The sequence below is a fragment of the Eubacterium limosum genome (assembly GCF_000807675.2).
Classification (GTDB): Bacteria; Bacillota; Clostridia; order Eubacteriales; family Eubacteriaceae; genus Eubacterium; species Eubacterium limosum.
In genome coordinates, this window is the sequence record NZ_CP019962.1 from 1,341,566 (window position 1) to 1,358,313 (window position 16,748).

Annotated in this window: 18 protein-coding genes; 16 read left to right on the plus strand and 2 right to left on the minus strand. The window is 45.0% G+C overall.

Annotation, left to right across the window (positions count from 1 at the left end; translation table 11 throughout):
- Positions 1 to 25: 25 nt before the first annotated feature.
- From pduL to B2M23_RS06215, 16 genes are all read left to right on the plus strand, one after another.
- Positions 26 to 685, plus strand: a complete 660-nt coding sequence (gene pduL, locus B2M23_RS06140) for a phosphate propanoyltransferase (protein ID WP_172611187.1) — start codon at positions 26 to 28, stop codon at positions 683 to 685.
- A complete protein-coding gene (gene eutJ / locus B2M23_RS06145) occupies positions 685 to 1,509 on the plus strand; it encodes an ethanolamine utilization protein EutJ (RefSeq protein WP_013382325.1) in 825 nt (274 codons plus the stop codon). Before pduL ends, eutJ begins: the two co-directional genes overlap by 1 nt.
- An 18-nt stretch (positions 1,510 to 1,527) precedes the next feature.
- Positions 1,528 to 2,364: a flavoprotein gene (locus B2M23_RS06150; RefSeq protein WP_038352522.1), complete on the plus strand. Its 837-nt coding sequence runs from the start codon at positions 1,528 to 1,530 to the stop codon at positions 2,362 to 2,364.
- A gap of 11 nt (positions 2,365 to 2,375) precedes the next feature.
- The gene (locus B2M23_RS06155) at positions 2,376 to 2,654 is read left to right on the plus strand and encodes a EutN/CcmL family microcompartment protein (RefSeq protein ID WP_013382323.1); all 279 of its coding nucleotides are present in this window, start codon (positions 2,376 to 2,378) and stop codon (positions 2,652 to 2,654) included.
- Positions 2,655 to 2,666: 12 nt separating this feature from the next.
- Entirely contained in the window at positions 2,667 to 3,674 is a 1,008-nt protein-coding gene (locus B2M23_RS06160; RefSeq protein ID WP_038352523.1) for a cob(I)yrinic acid a,c-diamide adenosyltransferase, read from the plus strand.
- A 39-nt stretch (positions 3,675 to 3,713) separates the two neighbouring features.
- Positions 3,714 to 5,123 carry an aldehyde dehydrogenase family protein gene (locus tag B2M23_RS06165; RefSeq protein ID WP_201261614.1) on the plus strand — a complete coding sequence of 470 codons (1,410 nt, stop codon included), beginning with the start codon at positions 3,714 to 3,716 and terminating at the stop codon, positions 5,121 to 5,123.
- A gap of 20 nt (positions 5,124 to 5,143) precedes the next feature.
- Positions 5,144 to 6,469 (plus strand): 4Fe-4S dicluster domain-containing protein, encoded by a 1,326-nt coding sequence (locus tag B2M23_RS06170; RefSeq protein WP_013382320.1) that lies wholly within the window; start codon positions 5,144 to 5,146, stop codon positions 6,467 to 6,469.
- 23 nt (positions 6,470 to 6,492) lie between these two features.
- Positions 6,493 to 7,434 carry a DUF7973 family transport facilitator gene (locus tag B2M23_RS06175; protein WP_038352524.1) on the plus strand — a complete coding sequence of 314 codons (942 nt, stop codon included), beginning with the start codon at positions 6,493 to 6,495 and terminating at the stop codon, positions 7,432 to 7,434.
- A 74-nt stretch (positions 7,435 to 7,508) separates the two neighbouring features.
- The gene (locus tag B2M23_RS06180) at positions 7,509 to 8,057 is read left to right on the plus strand and encodes a BMC domain-containing protein (RefSeq protein WP_013382318.1); all 549 of its coding nucleotides are present in this window, start codon (positions 7,509 to 7,511) and stop codon (positions 8,055 to 8,057) included.
- 128 nt (positions 8,058 to 8,185) lie between these two features.
- A complete protein-coding gene (locus tag B2M23_RS06185) occupies positions 8,186 to 8,947 on the plus strand; it encodes a ParA family protein (RefSeq protein WP_013382317.1) in 762 nt (253 codons plus the stop codon).
- Complete coding sequence (locus tag B2M23_RS06190; RefSeq protein ID WP_052237273.1) at positions 8,948 to 9,928, plus strand: hypothetical protein; 981 nt, start codon at positions 8,948 to 8,950, stop codon at positions 9,926 to 9,928. It abuts the gene before it with no gap.
- 156 nt (positions 9,929 to 10,084) lie between these two features.
- A complete protein-coding gene (locus B2M23_RS06195; protein ID WP_038352525.1) occupies positions 10,085 to 10,444 on the plus strand; it encodes a hypothetical protein in 360 nt (119 codons plus the stop codon).
- Between the two features lie 77 nt (positions 10,445 to 10,521).
- Positions 10,522 to 10,788: a hypothetical protein gene (locus B2M23_RS06200; RefSeq protein WP_038352526.1), complete on the plus strand. Its 267-nt coding sequence runs from the start codon at positions 10,522 to 10,524 to the stop codon at positions 10,786 to 10,788.
- Between the two features lie 147 nt (positions 10,789 to 10,935).
- Positions 10,936 to 12,675: a vWA domain-containing protein gene (locus tag B2M23_RS06205; protein ID WP_038352527.1), complete on the plus strand. Its 1,740-nt coding sequence runs from the start codon at positions 10,936 to 10,938 to the stop codon at positions 12,673 to 12,675.
- Positions 12,676 to 12,714: 39 nt separating this feature from the next.
- On the plus strand, positions 12,715 to 13,629 hold the full coding sequence (locus B2M23_RS06210) for an AAA family ATPase (protein WP_038352528.1): 915 nt from the start codon (positions 12,715 to 12,717) through the stop codon (positions 13,627 to 13,629).
- A gap of 41 nt (positions 13,630 to 13,670) precedes the next feature.
- Positions 13,671 to 15,446, plus strand: coding sequence for a cobaltochelatase CobT-related protein (locus B2M23_RS06215; protein WP_038352529.1), 1,776 nt, complete (start codon positions 13,671 to 13,673; stop codon positions 15,444 to 15,446).
- Positions 15,447 to 15,478: 32 nt separating this feature from the next.
- Here B2M23_RS06215 and B2M23_RS06220 read toward each other — a convergent pair whose 3' ends face one another.
- Both B2M23_RS06220 and B2M23_RS06225 read right to left on the minus strand, forming a co-directional pair.
- Positions 15,479 to 16,219: a glycoside hydrolase family 25 protein gene (locus tag B2M23_RS06220; RefSeq protein ID WP_038352530.1), complete on the minus strand. Its 741-nt coding sequence runs from the start codon at positions 16,217 to 16,219 to the stop codon at positions 15,479 to 15,481.
- Positions 16,206 to 16,745 carry a phosphatase PAP2 family protein gene (locus B2M23_RS06225; RefSeq protein ID WP_038352531.1) on the minus strand — a complete coding sequence of 180 codons (540 nt, stop codon included), beginning with the start codon at positions 16,743 to 16,745 and terminating at the stop codon, positions 16,206 to 16,208. The genes B2M23_RS06220 and B2M23_RS06225 overlap by 14 nt, the downstream gene beginning before the upstream one ends.
- Positions 16,746 to 16,748: the final 3 nt, after the last annotated feature.

Sequence of the window (16,748 nt, forward strand, 5' to 3'; positions counted from 1 at the left end):
GATCTTAAAGAAAAGGTGTAAGCGAATGAATGATATTGAAAGAAAAGTGATTGAAGAGATTGTCATCAACACTGTCAAGAAATTAATGGCAGAAAAAGACGCTCCAAATCGCGTGCCCTTGGGCGTTTCCAATAAACATCTTCACTTGACACAGGAACATGTCGAAATATTATTCGGCGAAGGACATCAGCTTACAAATTTAAAAGATGTTAAACAGCCTGGTCAGTTTGCATGTGAAGAATGTGTAAGAATCATTGGACCCAAAGGTGAATTTCCTAAAGTTAGAGTTTTAGGACCAGCAAGAAATGAAACCCAGATTGAACTTTCAATGACCGATGCACGAACCTTGGGTGTTAATGTACCAATTCGTGAGTCTGGCAAACTGGAAGGAACACCGGGACTTATTCTGGAAGGGCCGTGCGGCCGTGTTGAACTGGATCATGGTGCCATTGCGGCACTGCGTCACATTCACATGACTCCGGACATTGCAGAACAGCTGGGACTGAAGGATGGCGATTGTGTAGGTGTAGAGAGCAGTGGACTGCGTCCTACGCTGTTCCGAGATGTGTTGGTACGTGTGTCTCCGAAATATGCTTATGAAATGCATATCGACACTGATGAAGCCAACGCTGCCGGACTTAAAAATAATGACATTTTAAAAATTGTTAAAAAGCAGGAGAAATAATGGACTGGAAGAGCGGTAATGACACGATACTAGAGTTTAATGAACTGATCAAAGCCAAAAGAGCAAACCCTTATCAGGGAAACCTGAAGGTTGGCGTCGACCTTGGTACAGCCAATATCGTTGTAGCTGTTGTTGACGAAAATAACCGTCCGGTAGCAGGCGCTACCCAGGGCGCTCACGTTGTAAGAGACGGGATCGTCGTGGATTACCTCGGAGCGGTGAACATCGTCAGAACATTGAAATCCGAAGTCGAAAAAATTATTGGTGTTGATTTAACGTATGCCAATGCCGCAACCGCTATCCCACCTGGAATTTTGGAAGGAAATACTAAGATTATTTCCAATGTTGTGGATTCAGCTGATTTTACTGTTACCAATGTGGTCGACGAACCGACGGCGGCCGCAACCGTTTTGGGAATCCAGAACGGTGCTGTTGTAGACGTTGGGGGTGGTACCACCGGTATCAGTATTTTGAAAAATGGTGAAGTCATTTTTACAGCCGATGAGGCAACTGGCGGGACGCATATGAGTCTTGTCATCGCAGGCGCTTATCATATCAGCTTTGAAGAAGCAGAAGAAATGAAAAAGCATGAAGACCAGCGGAAGATATTTCCAGTCATTAAACCAGTTGTGGAAAAGATGGCGTCAATTGTCCATCGTTTTATCCAGGGCTATGATGTCGACACCATTTATGTGGTCGGCGGGGCCTGTGTTTTTGATAAATTTGAACAGGTTTTTGAAAAAGAAATCGGCATCAAAACAGTAAAACCCGTAGAACCTTTGTTGGTAACCCCTTTAGGGATAGCCTTTAATTGTCAAAGGTAAGGAATGTGGTGATATAATTTGGACTTAAAAGATTTGATTAACAGTGAAGCCTTTATGGATGTTTTTATCCAGAAGGTTGTCGAAGAAGTCATCAAAAGAATAAAGAATAGACCTAAAACGGCGCTGGTTGTTTTTTCCGGTGCGGCTATCGGGTTTAAACAGGCAATGGATTCACTGGTCAAGTTAAAAAATGATGGTTGGCAATTAAAGGTTTTCCTTTCGGATGAGGCGATGCACGTGTTCACTCCGAGTTATATACAGGAAACCTTAGGTTTAGACACCATTTATAACAGTGATTCCAAGGTAGCCCAAAAAGAACTTTACGGTGAAGTTGATCAAATCATTATTGCAGCGACAACTGTTAATACCGCAGCAAAAGTTGCTCACGGTATTTGTGATAATGAAATGCTCACCCTCATCAACCACGGAATCATGGCCGGAACACCAGTTGTTTGTGCGATCAATGGCGCCTGTCCGGATGACAGCGTCAGAGCTCAGCTGGGAATGGGAAAATCCCCGCAAGGCTACCGTGAGTTACTGAGAAATAACCTCAAAGCTCTAAAAAGCTTTGGAATCAAGCTGGTCAGCTCAGATGAGCTGTATGATGGCTGTGTTGGAAAGGACAGCTGCAAAGACGCACTTCAGAGCAGCGCCTGTGCAGTGTCTTCGCAGACATCTAAAGAATCCGATCCCTTTGAACCGGATGATGGCATGATTGCAAAACGTATCATCAGCCGCGGCGATGTATTATTACACCGCAACAGCAAAGTGATCAAAGTGCCTGCGGACGCTATCATTACAGAATATGCTAAGGAAGCAATCGCTACCCTTGGTCTTCGTGTAGAAAAGATATAGTAGGTGATTGAATGCATTTAGCAAAAGTAGTTGGTAATGTGGTTTCAACTCAGAAGGATTCAAATCTTGTGGGTTGCAAACTCTTAATTATCAAAAAAATCAATGAAAACGGGGAGTTTGAAAAATACTCCAGCCAGTCCACTGCCATCGCGGTCGACTCTGTCGGCGCTGGCATTGGTGAAACCGTCATTGTAACGACCGGTAGTACGGCCCGTTATGTTTATGGTGATAAGCTGGCACCGCTTGATATGACTATCGTTGGAATTGTTGACGAAATTCAAATTGTTTAGTGAGGTAGAAATATGCCAAATGTCTATACAAGAGGCGGTGACAAAGGTGAAACCGGTTTGTTCGGCGGTAACCGCACGCCTAAAGATGATATTCGGGTAGAAGCTTACGGTACAATGGATGAAGCAAATTCAGCCATTGGCCTGGCCTATTCTTTATCTGAAGACAATGACATCCGCGAAATCCTCCACCATTTACAAGAAAGAATTTTCGTTTTAGGTGCGGAACTCGCCAGTGATGAAAAGGGGAAGGCAATGCTGAAGGATGGGATTTCCCAGGCAGACATTGACTTTATGGAAGAAAAACTCGACTATTACCTTTCCGTTATCGGCCCGCAAAAATCGTTTATTGTACCAGGGAAAAACCCTGTATCCTCAGCTTTGCATCTGGCCCGTACAGTTGTACGGCGCGGCGAAAGAAGAATTGTGGAATATACCCACAAGGATCCGGATGTAAGACCGGAGCTGGTGAAATTTGCCAACCGTCTTTCCGATCTGCTTTTCGTTCTCGCAAGAACTGAAGAATACAACGAAATGGTGAAAGAAGTCGTCAGACGAGTCGTTGAAAAAATAAAAATGGCTGAAGCGCCTTCAGAAGAAGCTCCTGAGGAAGAGAAAAAAAAAGACTTTTCACTTCTGACAACTGCTAAGAGAATGGGAGCAGCAGCAAGGGTTAAGGCAGAAAAAATGGGTGTGCCTATTGTTTTTTCCGTTGTTGATGCAGGTGGTAATTTAACGTATTTTGAAAGAATGGAAGATTCCCTGCTCGCCAGTATGGATATTTCAGTTAACAAGGCTTATACAGCCAATGCGTTGAAAATGTCTACCGATAAGGTTACCGATCTGGCAAAAGAAGATGGAGCACTCTTTGGAATTCAATTTACTAATGAAGGCCGCATTGTGACCTTCGGTGGTGGTTATCCACTCATTGTTGAGGGAAAAGTTGTCGGTGGTATCGGCGTTAGCGGCGGTACAGCAGACCAGGATATGGCCATTGCACAAAGCGCATTAGCTATTTTATAAAAGAGAAGATTTAATAGAGGAATCCAGGAGGAAATCTGTATGAATATTGATACAACAGGTATTGAATATATTGTAAAAAAGGTAATGGATCAGATCGACTATGCTGAAGAAACCGGAGCTCCGGTAGTAGACGGCAAAGACGGCGTTTTCCAGACCATGGACGCTGCAATTGAAGCTGCTGCAGTTGCCCAGAAAGAGTACATGAAAAAACCATTGGCACTGCGTCGTCAGATGATTGCTGCAATGCGTGAAATCATGCTCAAAAAAGAAAATGTTGAAACAATCTGCGCTATGGTTGTTGAAGAATCTGGTATGGGTAACTATGAACATAAGTTGGCCAAACACCGTCTTGCAACAACTGGTACACCAGGCGTTGAAGATTTATTGACAGAAGCATGGGCTGGTGATGACGGCTGTACTTTACTTGAGTTGTCACCATTCGGCGTGATCGGCGCGATTACACCGACCACAAACCCGAACGAAACCATTGTTAATAACAGTATTGGTATGTTAGCTGCCGGTAATGCGGTTGTTTTCTCACCCCATCCAAAGGCATTAAAGACAAGCTTCTTATGTATTAAATTATTAAATGAAGCCATTGTCTCTGTCGGTGGTCCGAGAAACTTAATCGTAACCTGTGCTAACCCGACAATTGAAGCTGCTAACGAAATGATGGTTCATCCTAAAATTAGAATGTTAGTTGCAACAGGTGGTCCTGGTGTTGTTAAAGCGGTTCTGTCCAGTGGTAAAAAAGCCATTGGCGCCGGCGCTGGTAACCCACCGGCATTGGTTGACGAAACTGCTGATATCGAAAAAGCAGCAAAAGATATTATCGACGGCTGTTCTTTCGACAATAATCTGCCATGTATTGCAGAAAAAGAAGTCGTTGTTGTCGATCAGGTAGCAGACTATCTGATTTTCAACATGAAGAAAAACGGCGCATATGAAATCACAGATAAAAAAGCCATTGACGCTTTAGCCGATCTGGTTTGTCCTGAAGGCCGTCTGAGCCGTGACTTTGTTGGTAAATCTGCTAAATACATCGCAGCGGCAGCTGGCCTGGATGTTCCTGAAGACACACGCGTGTTAATCTGTGAAACTTCTAAAGATCATCTGTTGGCTGTAGAAGAACTGATGATGCCGATTCTTCCAATCGTTCGTGTTGCTAACGTTGATGAAGGTATCGATGTTGCTGTTGAATTAGAACATGGAAACAGACACACCGCTATCATGCATTCCAAAAATGTAGATAAATTAACAGAAATGGCTAAGAGAATCCAGACGACCATTTTCGTTAAAAATGGTCCATCCTACGCTGGTATTGGCTTTGGTGGTGAAGGTTATCCGACATTCACGATTGCAGGTCCGACCGGTGAAGGCTTAACATCTGCTAAATCCTTCGCAAGAAGAAGAAGATGTGTGCTCGTTGGGGGATTCGATATTAAATAACAATAACAGGGGTGTTGCTCATGAGCACAAATTTAGTTGAAATAGTCAAAAGCGCTGGTATTATTGGTGCCGGCGGGGCTGGCTTCCCAACCCATGTGAAAATCGACGCTGAAGTTGATACAGTTATTGTCAACGGTGCTGAATGTGAGCCTTTGTTAAGAGTTGACCAACAATTAATGGCCGAGAGAGCCCACCACATGCTGGTGGCTCTTCAGGCTGTTATGGATCATACTAAGGCAAAGGCAGGCATTGTCGGACTTAAAAAGAAATATGTCCCGGCCATTGGCGCTTTAAGACAGGACTTACCAAATTTTCCAAAAATCGACCTTCACATTATGAATAATTTCTATCCTGCCGGTGATGAACAAACACTGGTATATGAAACAACAGGGAGAATTGTTCCAGAGGGTGGAATTCCATTAAATGTTGGAACTTTAGTCATAAATGTAGAGACACTTCTCAATATTTATGATATAATGAACGAGGACAAGCCCGTAGTAGATAAATATATTACTGTTACGGGAGCAGTCCGCAATAAAATCACGACAAAGGTTCCACTTGGAATTACTGTTCGTGAAGCACTTGAGCTGGCTGGCGGAACAACCATTTCCGATTTTGTCATTATCAATGGTGGACCAATGATGGGGAAAATTGTCGATATCGACTCCTACGTCACAAAGACTACAAAGGGCTTTATTGTTTTACCGAGCGATCATCCATTGATCGAATCAAAGACAAGAAGCATCCAGGATACGATAAAATTAGCCGGAATGGCGTGTATGCAGTGTAGTTTATGTACAGAAGTTTGTCCGAGACACAGTCTGGGACATAACCTTGAACCACACAAGCTTATGCGAATCGCAGCCTATGGCTCAACTTGTGATACGACCACTCAAGCTACAAATGCTTTCTTATGCTGTGAATGTGGCTTATGTCAATATGCGTGCGTTATGGATCTCCAGCCTTGGAAGTTCAATATCGCACTCAAGCGGGAATTAGGCAGCAAAGGCATCAAAAACCCACATCACAACAAACCTGAACAGGCTGATCCTTTCAGATCGGCAAAACAGTTTAACGTACATCGTTTAATTTCTCGTCTGGGTCTGGATGAATATGATCAACCAGCTCCGATGGTCGATTGCGGCAAACAGTTTACTGAAGTAACCATTCAGCTGGCACAGCACATTGGTGCACCTGCTCAGCCGGTTGTCAGTGTAGGGGATGTTGTTGAAAAGGGAACCCTGATCGGAGAAATCCCGGAAGGAAGCCTTGGCGCCCGTATTTTCGCAAGTATCGACGGTAAAGTAACTGCCGTCGAAGATGGTAAAATTACCATCCGGTCCTAAATAATTTAATAAGGGGGATAATTATGGACTTTACAATGTTAATTACCGCGTTTGGCGGTGGTTTATTAGCTGCTGCTATCGGTGGTGTTCCTTCATTCGTATTTACAGGTTTAACTGTAATTGCTGCTATTTTTGGCGGAGAAGCTGGTGCTCCTATGATTGGTGCGTTAAGCTTTGGTTCTTTCTTTGGACCTCACGTAGCATTCGGTGGTGCTGTAGCCGGTGCTGCATACGCTAAGACTAAAAACCTGTTAGACGACGGTCAGGATATCGTTACTCCATTATTCAAAACTGGAGACGCTGGTGTTCTGTTAGTCGGTGGTGTATTTGGTATTATTGGTTTCTTAATTCAGTACTTATTAGGTGCCGTTCTTGGCGGAATGGTATTCAGCTATGCAGGTTGGACCGATACTGTTGCTTTAACAGTATTCATTTCTGACATCTTAGTACGTTTGATCTTCACAAAATCTGGTCTTACTGGTAAATATACTGGTACTGAAAAGAGAAAATACTTCCCAGAAGGCAAACGCTTAAGCTTCTTAATTATGGTAGGCTTAGGTATTGGTATTGCTATTGGTGGCTTAGCTGCTACTTTAGGTCAGTTAGGCGTAGCTGGTTCTGATGAAGCTTTATACTTATTCAATAACATCGGTTCCATCGGTTTCGGTATCGCTGCTGTATCCCTGGCGTTCTTATGTATGGGTCTTCCTTTAGAAGGATACCACCACGTAATCCTGCCAGCAGGCACAACAGCTATGATCGTTTTCGCTGCTACATTAAATCCATTCTTAGCAATTTTAGGTGGCGCTATCATGGGTATTATTACCTCTGTATGGGGCGAAGTAATGGCATTGACATTCAATAGCTATGCTGATTCTCATATTGACCCTCCAGCAGCTACTATCTGGGTATGGCAGTTAGTTAACTTTAGCCTGTTAATGATGTTATTACCATCAGTTCTTTAATTTTTTAATCTAGTAATTATACGTAATTTGTAGCAAATAAGCATTGAATTCACAGTATAGAAAGAAGTGGTATTTTGAAAAAAGCAGTAGGTTTTATAGAATTTAAGAGTATTCCTATCGGCATCGAAGCCACTGATGATATGCTGAAAGCCGGAAATGTTGATTTAATGATGGCCTCTCCTTTATGTCCCGGGAAATATGTTACCATAATTTCCGGTGACGTAGGGGCCGTTCAGGCATCAATTAGAAACGGTGAGCACATCGGTGGAATCTATGTACTCGAATCCCACGTTATTCCGAACATTCATCCGGATGTATTGCCGGCTATGTTAGGTGCGGGAGAAATCGAAGATGTCAAAGCTCTTGGTATCGTTGAAACAATTAATGCAATCTCTTCAATTATCGTTGGCGATGTGGCTGTTAAGGCTGCAAATGTCGAGTTGATTGAAATCAGAATAGCCAGAGGCTTGGGTGGTAAAGGTTTTGTATTATTGACTGGTGAAGTTGCTTCTGTTAAACAGGCGATCAAGGCCGCAGAAGCAGATATGCGCGATTTAGGTGTTATCACAAGTTACTCAGTAATCGCGTCACCGCATAAAGATATTAAGAAAGTCATTTTCTAAAACGCATGAAATGTTTAGATGGAAGCTATTCCATCTAAACATCTTTTCATATATAGACCTTTTATTTTTTATAAGCGATTATATCACTATGATCTTTTATAAAAAATAAAAAGATAAGAGGGAACGACGTGAAAACCATCAGTTTATTTAACTTAAAGGGCGGCTGCGGAAAAACCACATCTGTCATCAATCTCGGATATCTGCTGGGACAAAAGATAAAAGGAAAGGTGCTTTATATTGACTGCGATATGCAGAGCAACCTGACCAACTCTCTTATGGAGTACGATCTGGACCGTCCATGTATCTATCATTTATTTACTGACGAAAAAGAAGCCAAGGATGTTATTTATCAAGTAAGCGATAACATTGATATTATTCCTTCCAGTCTGCTGATGGCAACGATTGAGCCGCGTCTTGCAGGCATGTATGGACGCGAGTTTATTTTAAAACGTAAGCTTGAGGCAGTGGCAGACGATTATGAATACTGCATCATTGACTGTTCGCCGTCATTCAGTATTGTAACCACCAACGCGCTTGTTGTCACCGATGATATTTTCATTCCAGTGCAAACCGAGTATTATGCTGTGGATGGGGTGCATCTCTTGGAGGAAACTCTGGAATATATCAGCAAGTCACTGGGAATCAATAAGGATATTACCCTTCTTTTTGCAACACTTCATGATGTACGTAATAATATTAACAATCTTCAATATGATAATTTAAAGGCGAGCTTTGGCGAGAAGTTTATGGATACCTATATCAGAAAAAATATCGCCCTGGTAGAGTCACCGATATTTAAGCAATCTATTTTTGAGTATAAACCAAAGTCAAATGGCGCTGAAGATTATCTGAATTTATTTAAAGAAATAGAATCCAAAGGGGGCTTTTAAATGGCTAGGAAAAGCAAATTAAAATCAGAATTAAAAACACATAATAGTACCATTAAGGAAAAAAACGAACTGGCTTCTAAGGTTTTGACAGATGAAAATTCTACTAATACGGGGGATAACGAAGTGGGAATCATCGATGATTTGAAGAAAAAGATTATGGGGGAACCGAAGGAAGAAGAACAGGCCTCCGCTGCCAAGCTTGAAGCAGAAAAGCTGAAAGCCGAAGCCATTAAAAAGGAAAAAGAACTGGCCGAAAAGGCAGCTGAGGAAAAAGAAAAGAAAGCCGAAGTCGCTCGCCAGAAAGCCGAGGCTGAAGCCGCCGAAAAAGCGAAAAAAGAAGCCGAAGCTGCTGCCAAGGTAAAAGAAGCTGAAAAAAAGGCGAAAGAAGAGGCTGATCAGCAGGCCGCCAAGGAAACCGCTGAAAAGGAAAAGGCAGAAAAATTGGCGGAACAAAAAGCAAAAGAAGCCGAAGCTGCCAAGAAAAAAGCTGAGGCAGAGTTGAAGAAAAAACAAGAAGCTGAGGCCAAAGCGAAAGCTGAGGCAGAGGCCAAGAAAAAGGCAGAGGAAGAAGCGGCTGCGAAAGCAAAAGCGGCTGATGATGCCCAGGCAAAGGCCAGGGAAGAGGCTGAAGCTAAGAAAAAAGCCGAAGAAGCCGCCAAAGCAAAAGAAAAGGCAGAAGCGGAAGCTAAAAAGAAGGCTGAGAGAGAAGCGGCCACCAAAGCGAAAGCTGAAGAGGAAGCTAAGAAGAAAGCAGCTGCCGAAGCAGAAGCTAAGAAGAAGGCGGAAGTCGAAGAAAAACGGAAGGCCGAAGAAGCTAAGAAGAAAGAATTTGAACGTCAGGAAGCCATCCGTATCGAAAAAGAACGAAAAGAAAAAGAAGAGCAGGAAGCACGAAATAAAGTAGAACTTGAAGAAAAAATCAAGAAAGAGTTGAAAGAAAAAATGCAGAAGCTCCATGAGCTTCCTGATTATCTTCTCTAAATATTTTGAGACCTGTACCAATAAAGGTACGGGTCTTTTTTTATTGCCGCACAGAAGTGTCACATTTTTTTCGTGATTATTGTCAAAAGAGTGTTTAGAAGTGAAAAAGGTCTTCTATAATAAGAGATACGGCATAATAGAGAAGGAGTAAAAAGGATGGATAAGTTTACGAAGGGCCTTTTGGCTTTTTTGGGCATTATAATATTTATTATCAGCAGCAGCTTTTTTACTTATGTTAAGGAGATGGGAGCACTTCAATTTGAACAGGAGGTTGAGCAAAAAGAAGAAGTAGTCAAAGGTGATACCACATCACTTGAAACAGATGATGAGACAGAAAAAGAGAATGCTTTGCTTTACAATGGAGTGAGGGCCTACGAAGCATACTCCAGTGTTTCAGAAAAAGATTTGCACGTAAAAATCAGGGATGTAGGTATGGCCTTGATTTTTCTTGTCGCCATTCTTGGATCGGCGGCTTTACTTTTTTTATTGAGGAAGGAAACGGATAAAGAAGAATAAGGCTTTTTTAAGGCAATGTGTCAAATTTTACCAGAAGGGTATAAAATAGATACTTATAGAATATAAGGAGTCTTATCATGAAAAAAATAAATCATTCGATCATTATAGCATTGCTTTTATTTTGTCTGGCTTTTAGCCCCCAGGCATTTGTCATGGCGAAAGAAGACAACAATGCGGCGCAAGCAGTAACTCAAACCAGTTCAGGAAACCCAAATACCGGAATTGCGGAAAGGATAGGGACAGGCGCAGTTCTGATTATGGCAGGGGGCGGTTCTCTTGCAGGAACGGTCATATTGAAAAAATATCATACTGAACAGATTAAAAAAGAAAACCGGCACTGCTAAATGCCGGTTTTGTGTTTTTTGCAACAGCATTTGCGGCGGCAGTATGTTAAAATAGAATAGCATTAATTTACCCGTTCATAGGGTGGCGAATTTAAAGAATAAGTGATAAACTGGGGATATTATAAAAGAACATCGAGGAAAAAGATAATGGGGGAAAATTTACATTGGGAATATGATGACTTTGAGTTTGATAATCGTGTAACAAACCTGATGTGGACCATCTGTGGAGATTATAAAGAACAGATGAGTACAGCGGAAAAAACAAACCTTTCTAAAAACATTGCGCTTTATTATGGCATTACGGCAGGTGGCCGCCGTCGATTCATAGATTGGCAGCTGGTTGATACCTATGTTGGCTGGCGGAGACGTCAGGGCTTTAAACGAGACAGGCTCCAGCTGTTGATTCTTTATGCGGCTAACCCAATGGTCATTGACCGTCTGGTTAGAGAGAGGCCAGGAATTGCGGACATTCAAAACGAAGCCTGCTCGGAGATGGTTGCCCTGATGGAAATGCCCGACTCAAATAAGATACTGGATCAGGTGGAGTTTGCCATCTTTGAGACGCTGGCGGGCGCTGCTTCTTCGGTCAGACCAGAGGCGCAGCAGCTGGCGGAGGGCTTACTGAGTCTGCGAAGCTCAGCGACAACAGCAGAGCTGCTTGAGGGCGTGGATGCCATCTATATCGAGTGGCAGGGGTTAAAAGATACAAGGGTTCTTGACTGGGGCGCGGTTCTACATCAGGATAAAGAAAAGGATATTAACACAGAGGATTTTGTGGACAGTGTTATTTCGGCGATGATGAGCCGCGAGTCGCTCCAGGTAAACAGTGACCAAAAGGAAATATCTGGAAATATCGCGGAAGCAGATGTGGTTTATCTCGATCAGGAACAGATTGATAATATGCATAAGCAGGTAGCGCATTACTGCGGCAGCTCATATCTGGAATCCTACCAGGTCAAGCAGCTTCAGAGCCGGACATGCAAGGGCGTTCACCGGGACTGCAGGCTGCATTATACAGAGGGTGTCCTGCGGAGTGAGTGTGATGGTGAATTTCAGAGGAAATATGCGAAAAGGGATCTGAAAAGAAACCAGGATGCCTATCAGGCAAATCTGAGGGTGTATTCCAGAACGATCAAGCGTCTCCGCGACGCATTGATCCGCACACTGGTCGCAGAGAGAGCCCGCTATCCGGTTGCCAGCGATTCAGGCGATATTGACGCCGCCAAGGTATGGCGCGTGGGCAGAACACCCTGTTCCAGGATATTCAGGCGTTTTGAGAGCAATGATAAGGGCGGCTACGTGGTCGACCTCTTGCTGGACAGCAGTACCTCCCAAAAGGGGCGTGAGGCATTGGTCGCCATTCAGGCATACATCATTGCCCGGGCGTTGATCGAAGCGGGGATACCCTGCCGGGTCAACGGTTTTAACTGTTTTCTGGATTTTACGGTTCTCAAGCGTTTTAGAAATTATGATGATCCCCTGAGGGAGACTGAGAATATTTTTGAATATTACTGTGAAGGAAGCAACCGGGATGGTCTGGCCATCAAAGGAATCTGTGATGGGCTTTATACAAGGGATGAAGAGAACAAGATTCTCATTATACTGAGTGACGGCAAGCCCAACGACATGCATCTGGAGCGCAAGGGGAATAAAAATCCATTCAGGGGAGAAAAAGCCTATACCGGCGGTTTGGCTGTCGGCGATACGGCCAAGGAGGTGCGCATTGCCAGACAGCGCGGGATCTCGGTCCTTGGCGTTTTCACCGGAAACGAACAGGAGCTTAAGGCAGAAAAGCTGATTTACGGCAAGGACTTTATCTATACCCGGGATGTTAAGCATTTTGCCGATATTGTTACAACCTATCTCAAGCGTATTATTACGCGGTAGAGAAAAATAAATGATGAGAAAAGACAAAAGGAGATTGAATTGGAACTTTATAACAAACTTTTAGAGCAGGGCATCAGTGAGAAATTGATTGACGATGTAAAGCATTTTAGAGCCGAGTACCCGGTTGAGGCAGACCTGGCAGACCGAGTGCCCCGGTCAGAGACCATCTTTTATGGCAGGGACATCTGGGCCATGTGCATCACTGCGATTCTGGAGGGTGAAAATATCCTGCTTTCCGGCCCCAAGGCGACAGGAAAAAATGTTTTGGCTGATAACCTGTGTGAGCTTTTCAGCAGACCCCAGTGGAATACATCCTTCCATGTCAACACAGACAGCACCAGCCTGATTGGAACAGATACCTTTATTGACAATGAGGTTCGCCTGCGCCGCGGGTCGGTTTATGAATGTGCGGTGAACGGCGGGTTTGGCGTCTTTGATGAAATCAATATGGCTAAAAATGACGCGCTGGTCGTTCTGCACTCCGCCCTTGACTACCGTAAGGTCATTGATGTGCCAGGCTATGAAAAGATCAGCCTGAATCCGGCCACCCGCTTTATCGGGACCATGAATTATGAATACGCGGGGACCAAAGAGCTGAATGAAGCCCTGGTATCCCGTTTTATGACCATTGATATTCCTCAGATTGATGAAGAAACCCTGATGGTCATTTTAGCCGATGAATTTCCAGACGCCAAGCAGGATATGCTGAAGCAGTTTGCCGGTATCTTTCTGGATTTACAGGAAAAAGCCATGAACTCTGAAATCTCAACCAAATCGGTGGACCTTCGCGGAATCATGGGCAGCCTCCGCACCATACGCAGGGGCTTGCGGCCAATGCTTGCCATCAATATGGGCGTTATCGGGAAAACCTTCGACCAGTATGAAAAGGAAATTGTTTATGACGTTATCCGGACGCGTATCCGGGAGGACTGGACAGCTGAGGATATTTTTTAACCCGTATCGCGGCGATACCCTTTGAGAAAGGAGGGATGACAATGGCAGAACTGGAAAAATGGGTTTATGATGACCTGGATTTTGACAACCGTGTGACAAATCTGATGTGGACGATTTCCGGCAATTACGATGAGAACATGGACGCTGGCGAAAAGAGCTTTATCTCTAAGGATGTGGCCCTTTACCAGGGGATCACAGCGGGCGGACGGCGTAAATACATCAACTGGGACGCAGTGAAGCGTTTTATCATCAGCCGCGTAAAGGCAGGATTGGACAAGGATATTCTCCTGGGGCTGATCCAGATGGCGACGGATGTGCTGGTAGAGGAAAAGCTCATGGAGGAACGGCCAGGAATCTATGATATTCGGAAAAAGGCCTATGACGATATTCTGTCCGATTATTTCAGGATGCATACCGACAATCTCCTTGAAAAGGCAAGACATGCGCTGGTGCTGGAAAAGGTTGGTAAAACGCCCCGGATGGATGTGGCGACAAACGGCCTGATTGGCGACATCAAATCCCTCAGCGGCTGTGAGGACACCATTGATATGCTGAAGGGCGTTGAGTCTGCCTATATCAAGTATTTTCCCATTTATGTGTACTCAGAGGATGGGGAGGTTATTGGTGAGGAACGCCGCGGCGATGTGGAGCCGAGTGATTTCAACGATTTTATGATGGAAGAATTCTATGATGACGCGTTGGAAGAAGAAATGCAGCTGGATGAAAGCCTGAATGAAATCGCCGAATCCCTTCTGGGGGATAACGGGGAGGGCAGCGGGCTTAACAGTGATGTCAAAAGTAACCGTGTCCTCCGTATCAAGGCTGAGGATCTGGATAAAATCTACGAAAAGGTCTCCTATCATTTTGGAAAAACCTACCTTTCGACACCGGAGGTCCGGAGGCTGCAGAACAGGGTGTGCCGTGATGTGCATGAAAACTGCCGGATTCATCTGACGGATGGGGTTATCCGCAGCAATTGTGATAACGGATTCCAGAAAAATCTGGTTGGACGGCACAAGGTAAAGAATACCCTGGCCTACGGTGTGAATAAGCGCATTCATAAGCGCAATATCCACAAGCTGCGGGACAGTATTGCCCGGACGCTGATTCAGGAGGAATTTAAGGACGAGATTCCATCGGACCAGGGAATGCTTGTGCCCAACAAGCTGTGGAGGGTTGGGCGCAGCAGCAACACGAAGGTATTTGTGCGCACGCTGGATAATGACAAGGGAAGTTATGTGGTGGATATTCTCATTGATTCCAGCGGATCGCAGCGGCGCAATCAGGCGCTGGTGGCAAGCCAGGCCTATGTGCTGGCTCAGGCGCTGACCCTGAACGGTATTCCCAACCGAGTGATGGGGTTTAACAGCTTTCTGGATTACACGATTCTGAAGCGTTACCGTGATTATGAGTCAAACCTGAGGGCCAATGAAAATATTTTTGAGTATTACTGCACTGGCAATAACCGTGACGGTTTAGCCATCAAGGCAGTGGTTGAGGAATTGAAAAGCCGCCCGGAGGATAATAAAATTCTCATTGTTTTGAGCGACGGACGCCCCAATGATATCAAGGTGGGAAAAGGGCAGAGCCAGACGCTCGAGGAGGCCTACCGCGGCGCCACAGCCGTGAGAGATACGGCGATCGAGGTGCGCAGGGCGCGCCAGCAGGGGATCATGGTGCTCGGTGTATTCACGGGCAAGGAGAGGGATCTGCCGGCAGAAAAGCTGATTTACGGTAAGGACTTTGCCTATATCAAAGACATTAACCGCTTTGCGGACCTGGTGATCAAATACCTGAAACAGGTTATAACCAACTAAAAAAAGCTGTTGCCAGTCTGGTAACAGCTTTTTTAATACCCGAACTGGGCCATGAACTCGTCATAGCTGCCGCGGTAAACATTGAGGTCGATGTTGGGCGCGTAGCCTGTATACCCGGAGAGAGAGCCTTTGTCTGAGTATTGCCAGAAGGTCCATTGCCGGTGGTCTGACAGGATGGGACAGGCGTAGAAATTCCGAATCCAGATGGGATAATCGGTGTAATGATCAGCAATGTAGGTGGCGTAGGGCTTGGTAGAGGTGTAGAGGATCGGCCGCTTGCCATAATGGCTTTCAAGGCGATTTAAAAGCTCTGTGAGCTCTCTGCGGGTGGTCTCTTTATCCGGCGCGGTATAACGGGTATAGCTGCCGTAAAATTCAATGTCGACCACAGGCGGCAGGGCGTCGTCCTTTATGGGGACGGTTTTGATATAATTTTCCGCCTGGGTGGCGCCGCTGGTTTCATAGCTGAAAAAATGATAGGCGCCGACCTTCAGATGGGTCTTTCCGGCGTTTTCCCAGTTGTATTTGAATTTTTCATCCTGAAAACTGCTGCCTTCAGTAGCCTTGATAAAGGCGAAGGTCAGGTCATTACCAGCCAAAACCGGCCAGTCGATGGTGCCCTGGTAGGTGGAGACATCAATGCCCTGCACCGGGTAGGTTTCCGCGTCGGGATGGTTAAACTGCAGGATGCCCCAGTGGTAGAGCAGAAAGGCACCTGTGATCAGGATAAGGACGATGATGATCAGGGGGGATATTTTCTTACGGGTTGGCATGGATTCCCCACCTTCCATTTTTTACAAGCCTGTCAGCAATGAGCTTTGCGGCATAGCTCAGAATAACGCCAATGATGATGCCGGCCAGCACGTCTGTTGGGAAATGGACAAAGAGGTACAGGCGCGAGAAAGCAATGGCGGCAGCCAGCGCTAAAAGCCCCCAGCGAAGCCGGTTTTTCCTTGTGATAAAGTAGGCCCAGGCAGCCGCAAAGGAGGTGGCGCTGTGGCCTGATGGGAAGGAGGTCCCGTAAGGCGCGGCGATGGCAAGCTCGATGGGGTGGACCTGAAAGGGCCGCGGCCTGCTGACAAGGGGCTTTATACCAAGATTGACCACTGCTGCCGACAGGATAAACGCGATGGCCATGACCAGGCCTGTATAGCGGGTATCTTTGCGGATGAGCAGGATCAGGGTCAGCAGTATCCAGATAATGCCGGTATTGCCAAGCTTTGTGATAAGGGTAAAAATAAAATCAAGCACATCGCAGCGCATATGTGCCTGAATCCAGAGTAAAATTGTTAAATCCAAGAT

Excerpts from the sequence above, each read along its gene's own strand:
- pduL (WP_172611187.1), top strand. The coding sequence starts at position 26 with ATGAATGATATTGAAAGAAAAGTGATTGAAGAGATTGTCATCAACACT.
- eutJ (WP_013382325.1), top strand. The coding sequence starts at position 685 with ATGGACTGGAAGAGCGGTAATGACACGATACTAGAGTTTAATGAACTG.
- B2M23_RS06155 (WP_013382323.1), top strand. The coding sequence starts at position 2,376 with ATGCATTTAGCAAAAGTAGTTGGTAATGTGGTTTCAACTCAGAAGGAT.
- B2M23_RS06160 (WP_038352523.1), top strand. The coding sequence starts at position 2,667 with ATGCCAAATGTCTATACAAGAGGCGGTGACAAAGGTGAAACCGGTTTG.
- B2M23_RS06165 (WP_201261614.1), top strand. The coding sequence starts at position 3,714 with ATGAATATTGATACAACAGGTATTGAATATATTGTAAAAAAGGTAATG.
- B2M23_RS06170 (WP_013382320.1), top strand. The coding sequence starts at position 5,144 with ATGAGCACAAATTTAGTTGAAATAGTCAAAAGCGCTGGTATTATTGGT.
- B2M23_RS06175 (WP_038352524.1), top strand. The coding sequence starts at position 6,493 with ATGGACTTTACAATGTTAATTACCGCGTTTGGCGGTGGTTTATTAGCT.
- B2M23_RS06190 (WP_052237273.1), top strand. The coding sequence starts at position 8,948 with ATGGCTAGGAAAAGCAAATTAAAATCAGAATTAAAAACACATAATAGT.
- B2M23_RS06195 (WP_038352525.1), top strand. The coding sequence starts at position 10,085 with ATGGATAAGTTTACGAAGGGCCTTTTGGCTTTTTTGGGCATTATAATA.
- B2M23_RS06200 (WP_038352526.1), top strand. The coding sequence starts at position 10,522 with ATGAAAAAAATAAATCATTCGATCATTATAGCATTGCTTTTATTTTGT.
- B2M23_RS06205 (WP_038352527.1), top strand. The coding sequence starts at position 10,936 with ATGGGGGAAAATTTACATTGGGAATATGATGACTTTGAGTTTGATAAT.
- B2M23_RS06215 (WP_038352529.1), top strand. The coding sequence starts at position 13,671 with ATGGCAGAACTGGAAAAATGGGTTTATGATGACCTGGATTTTGACAAC.
- B2M23_RS06220 (WP_038352530.1), bottom strand. The coding sequence starts at position 16,219 with ATGCCAACCCGTAAGAAAATATCCCCCCTGATCATCATCGTCCTTATC.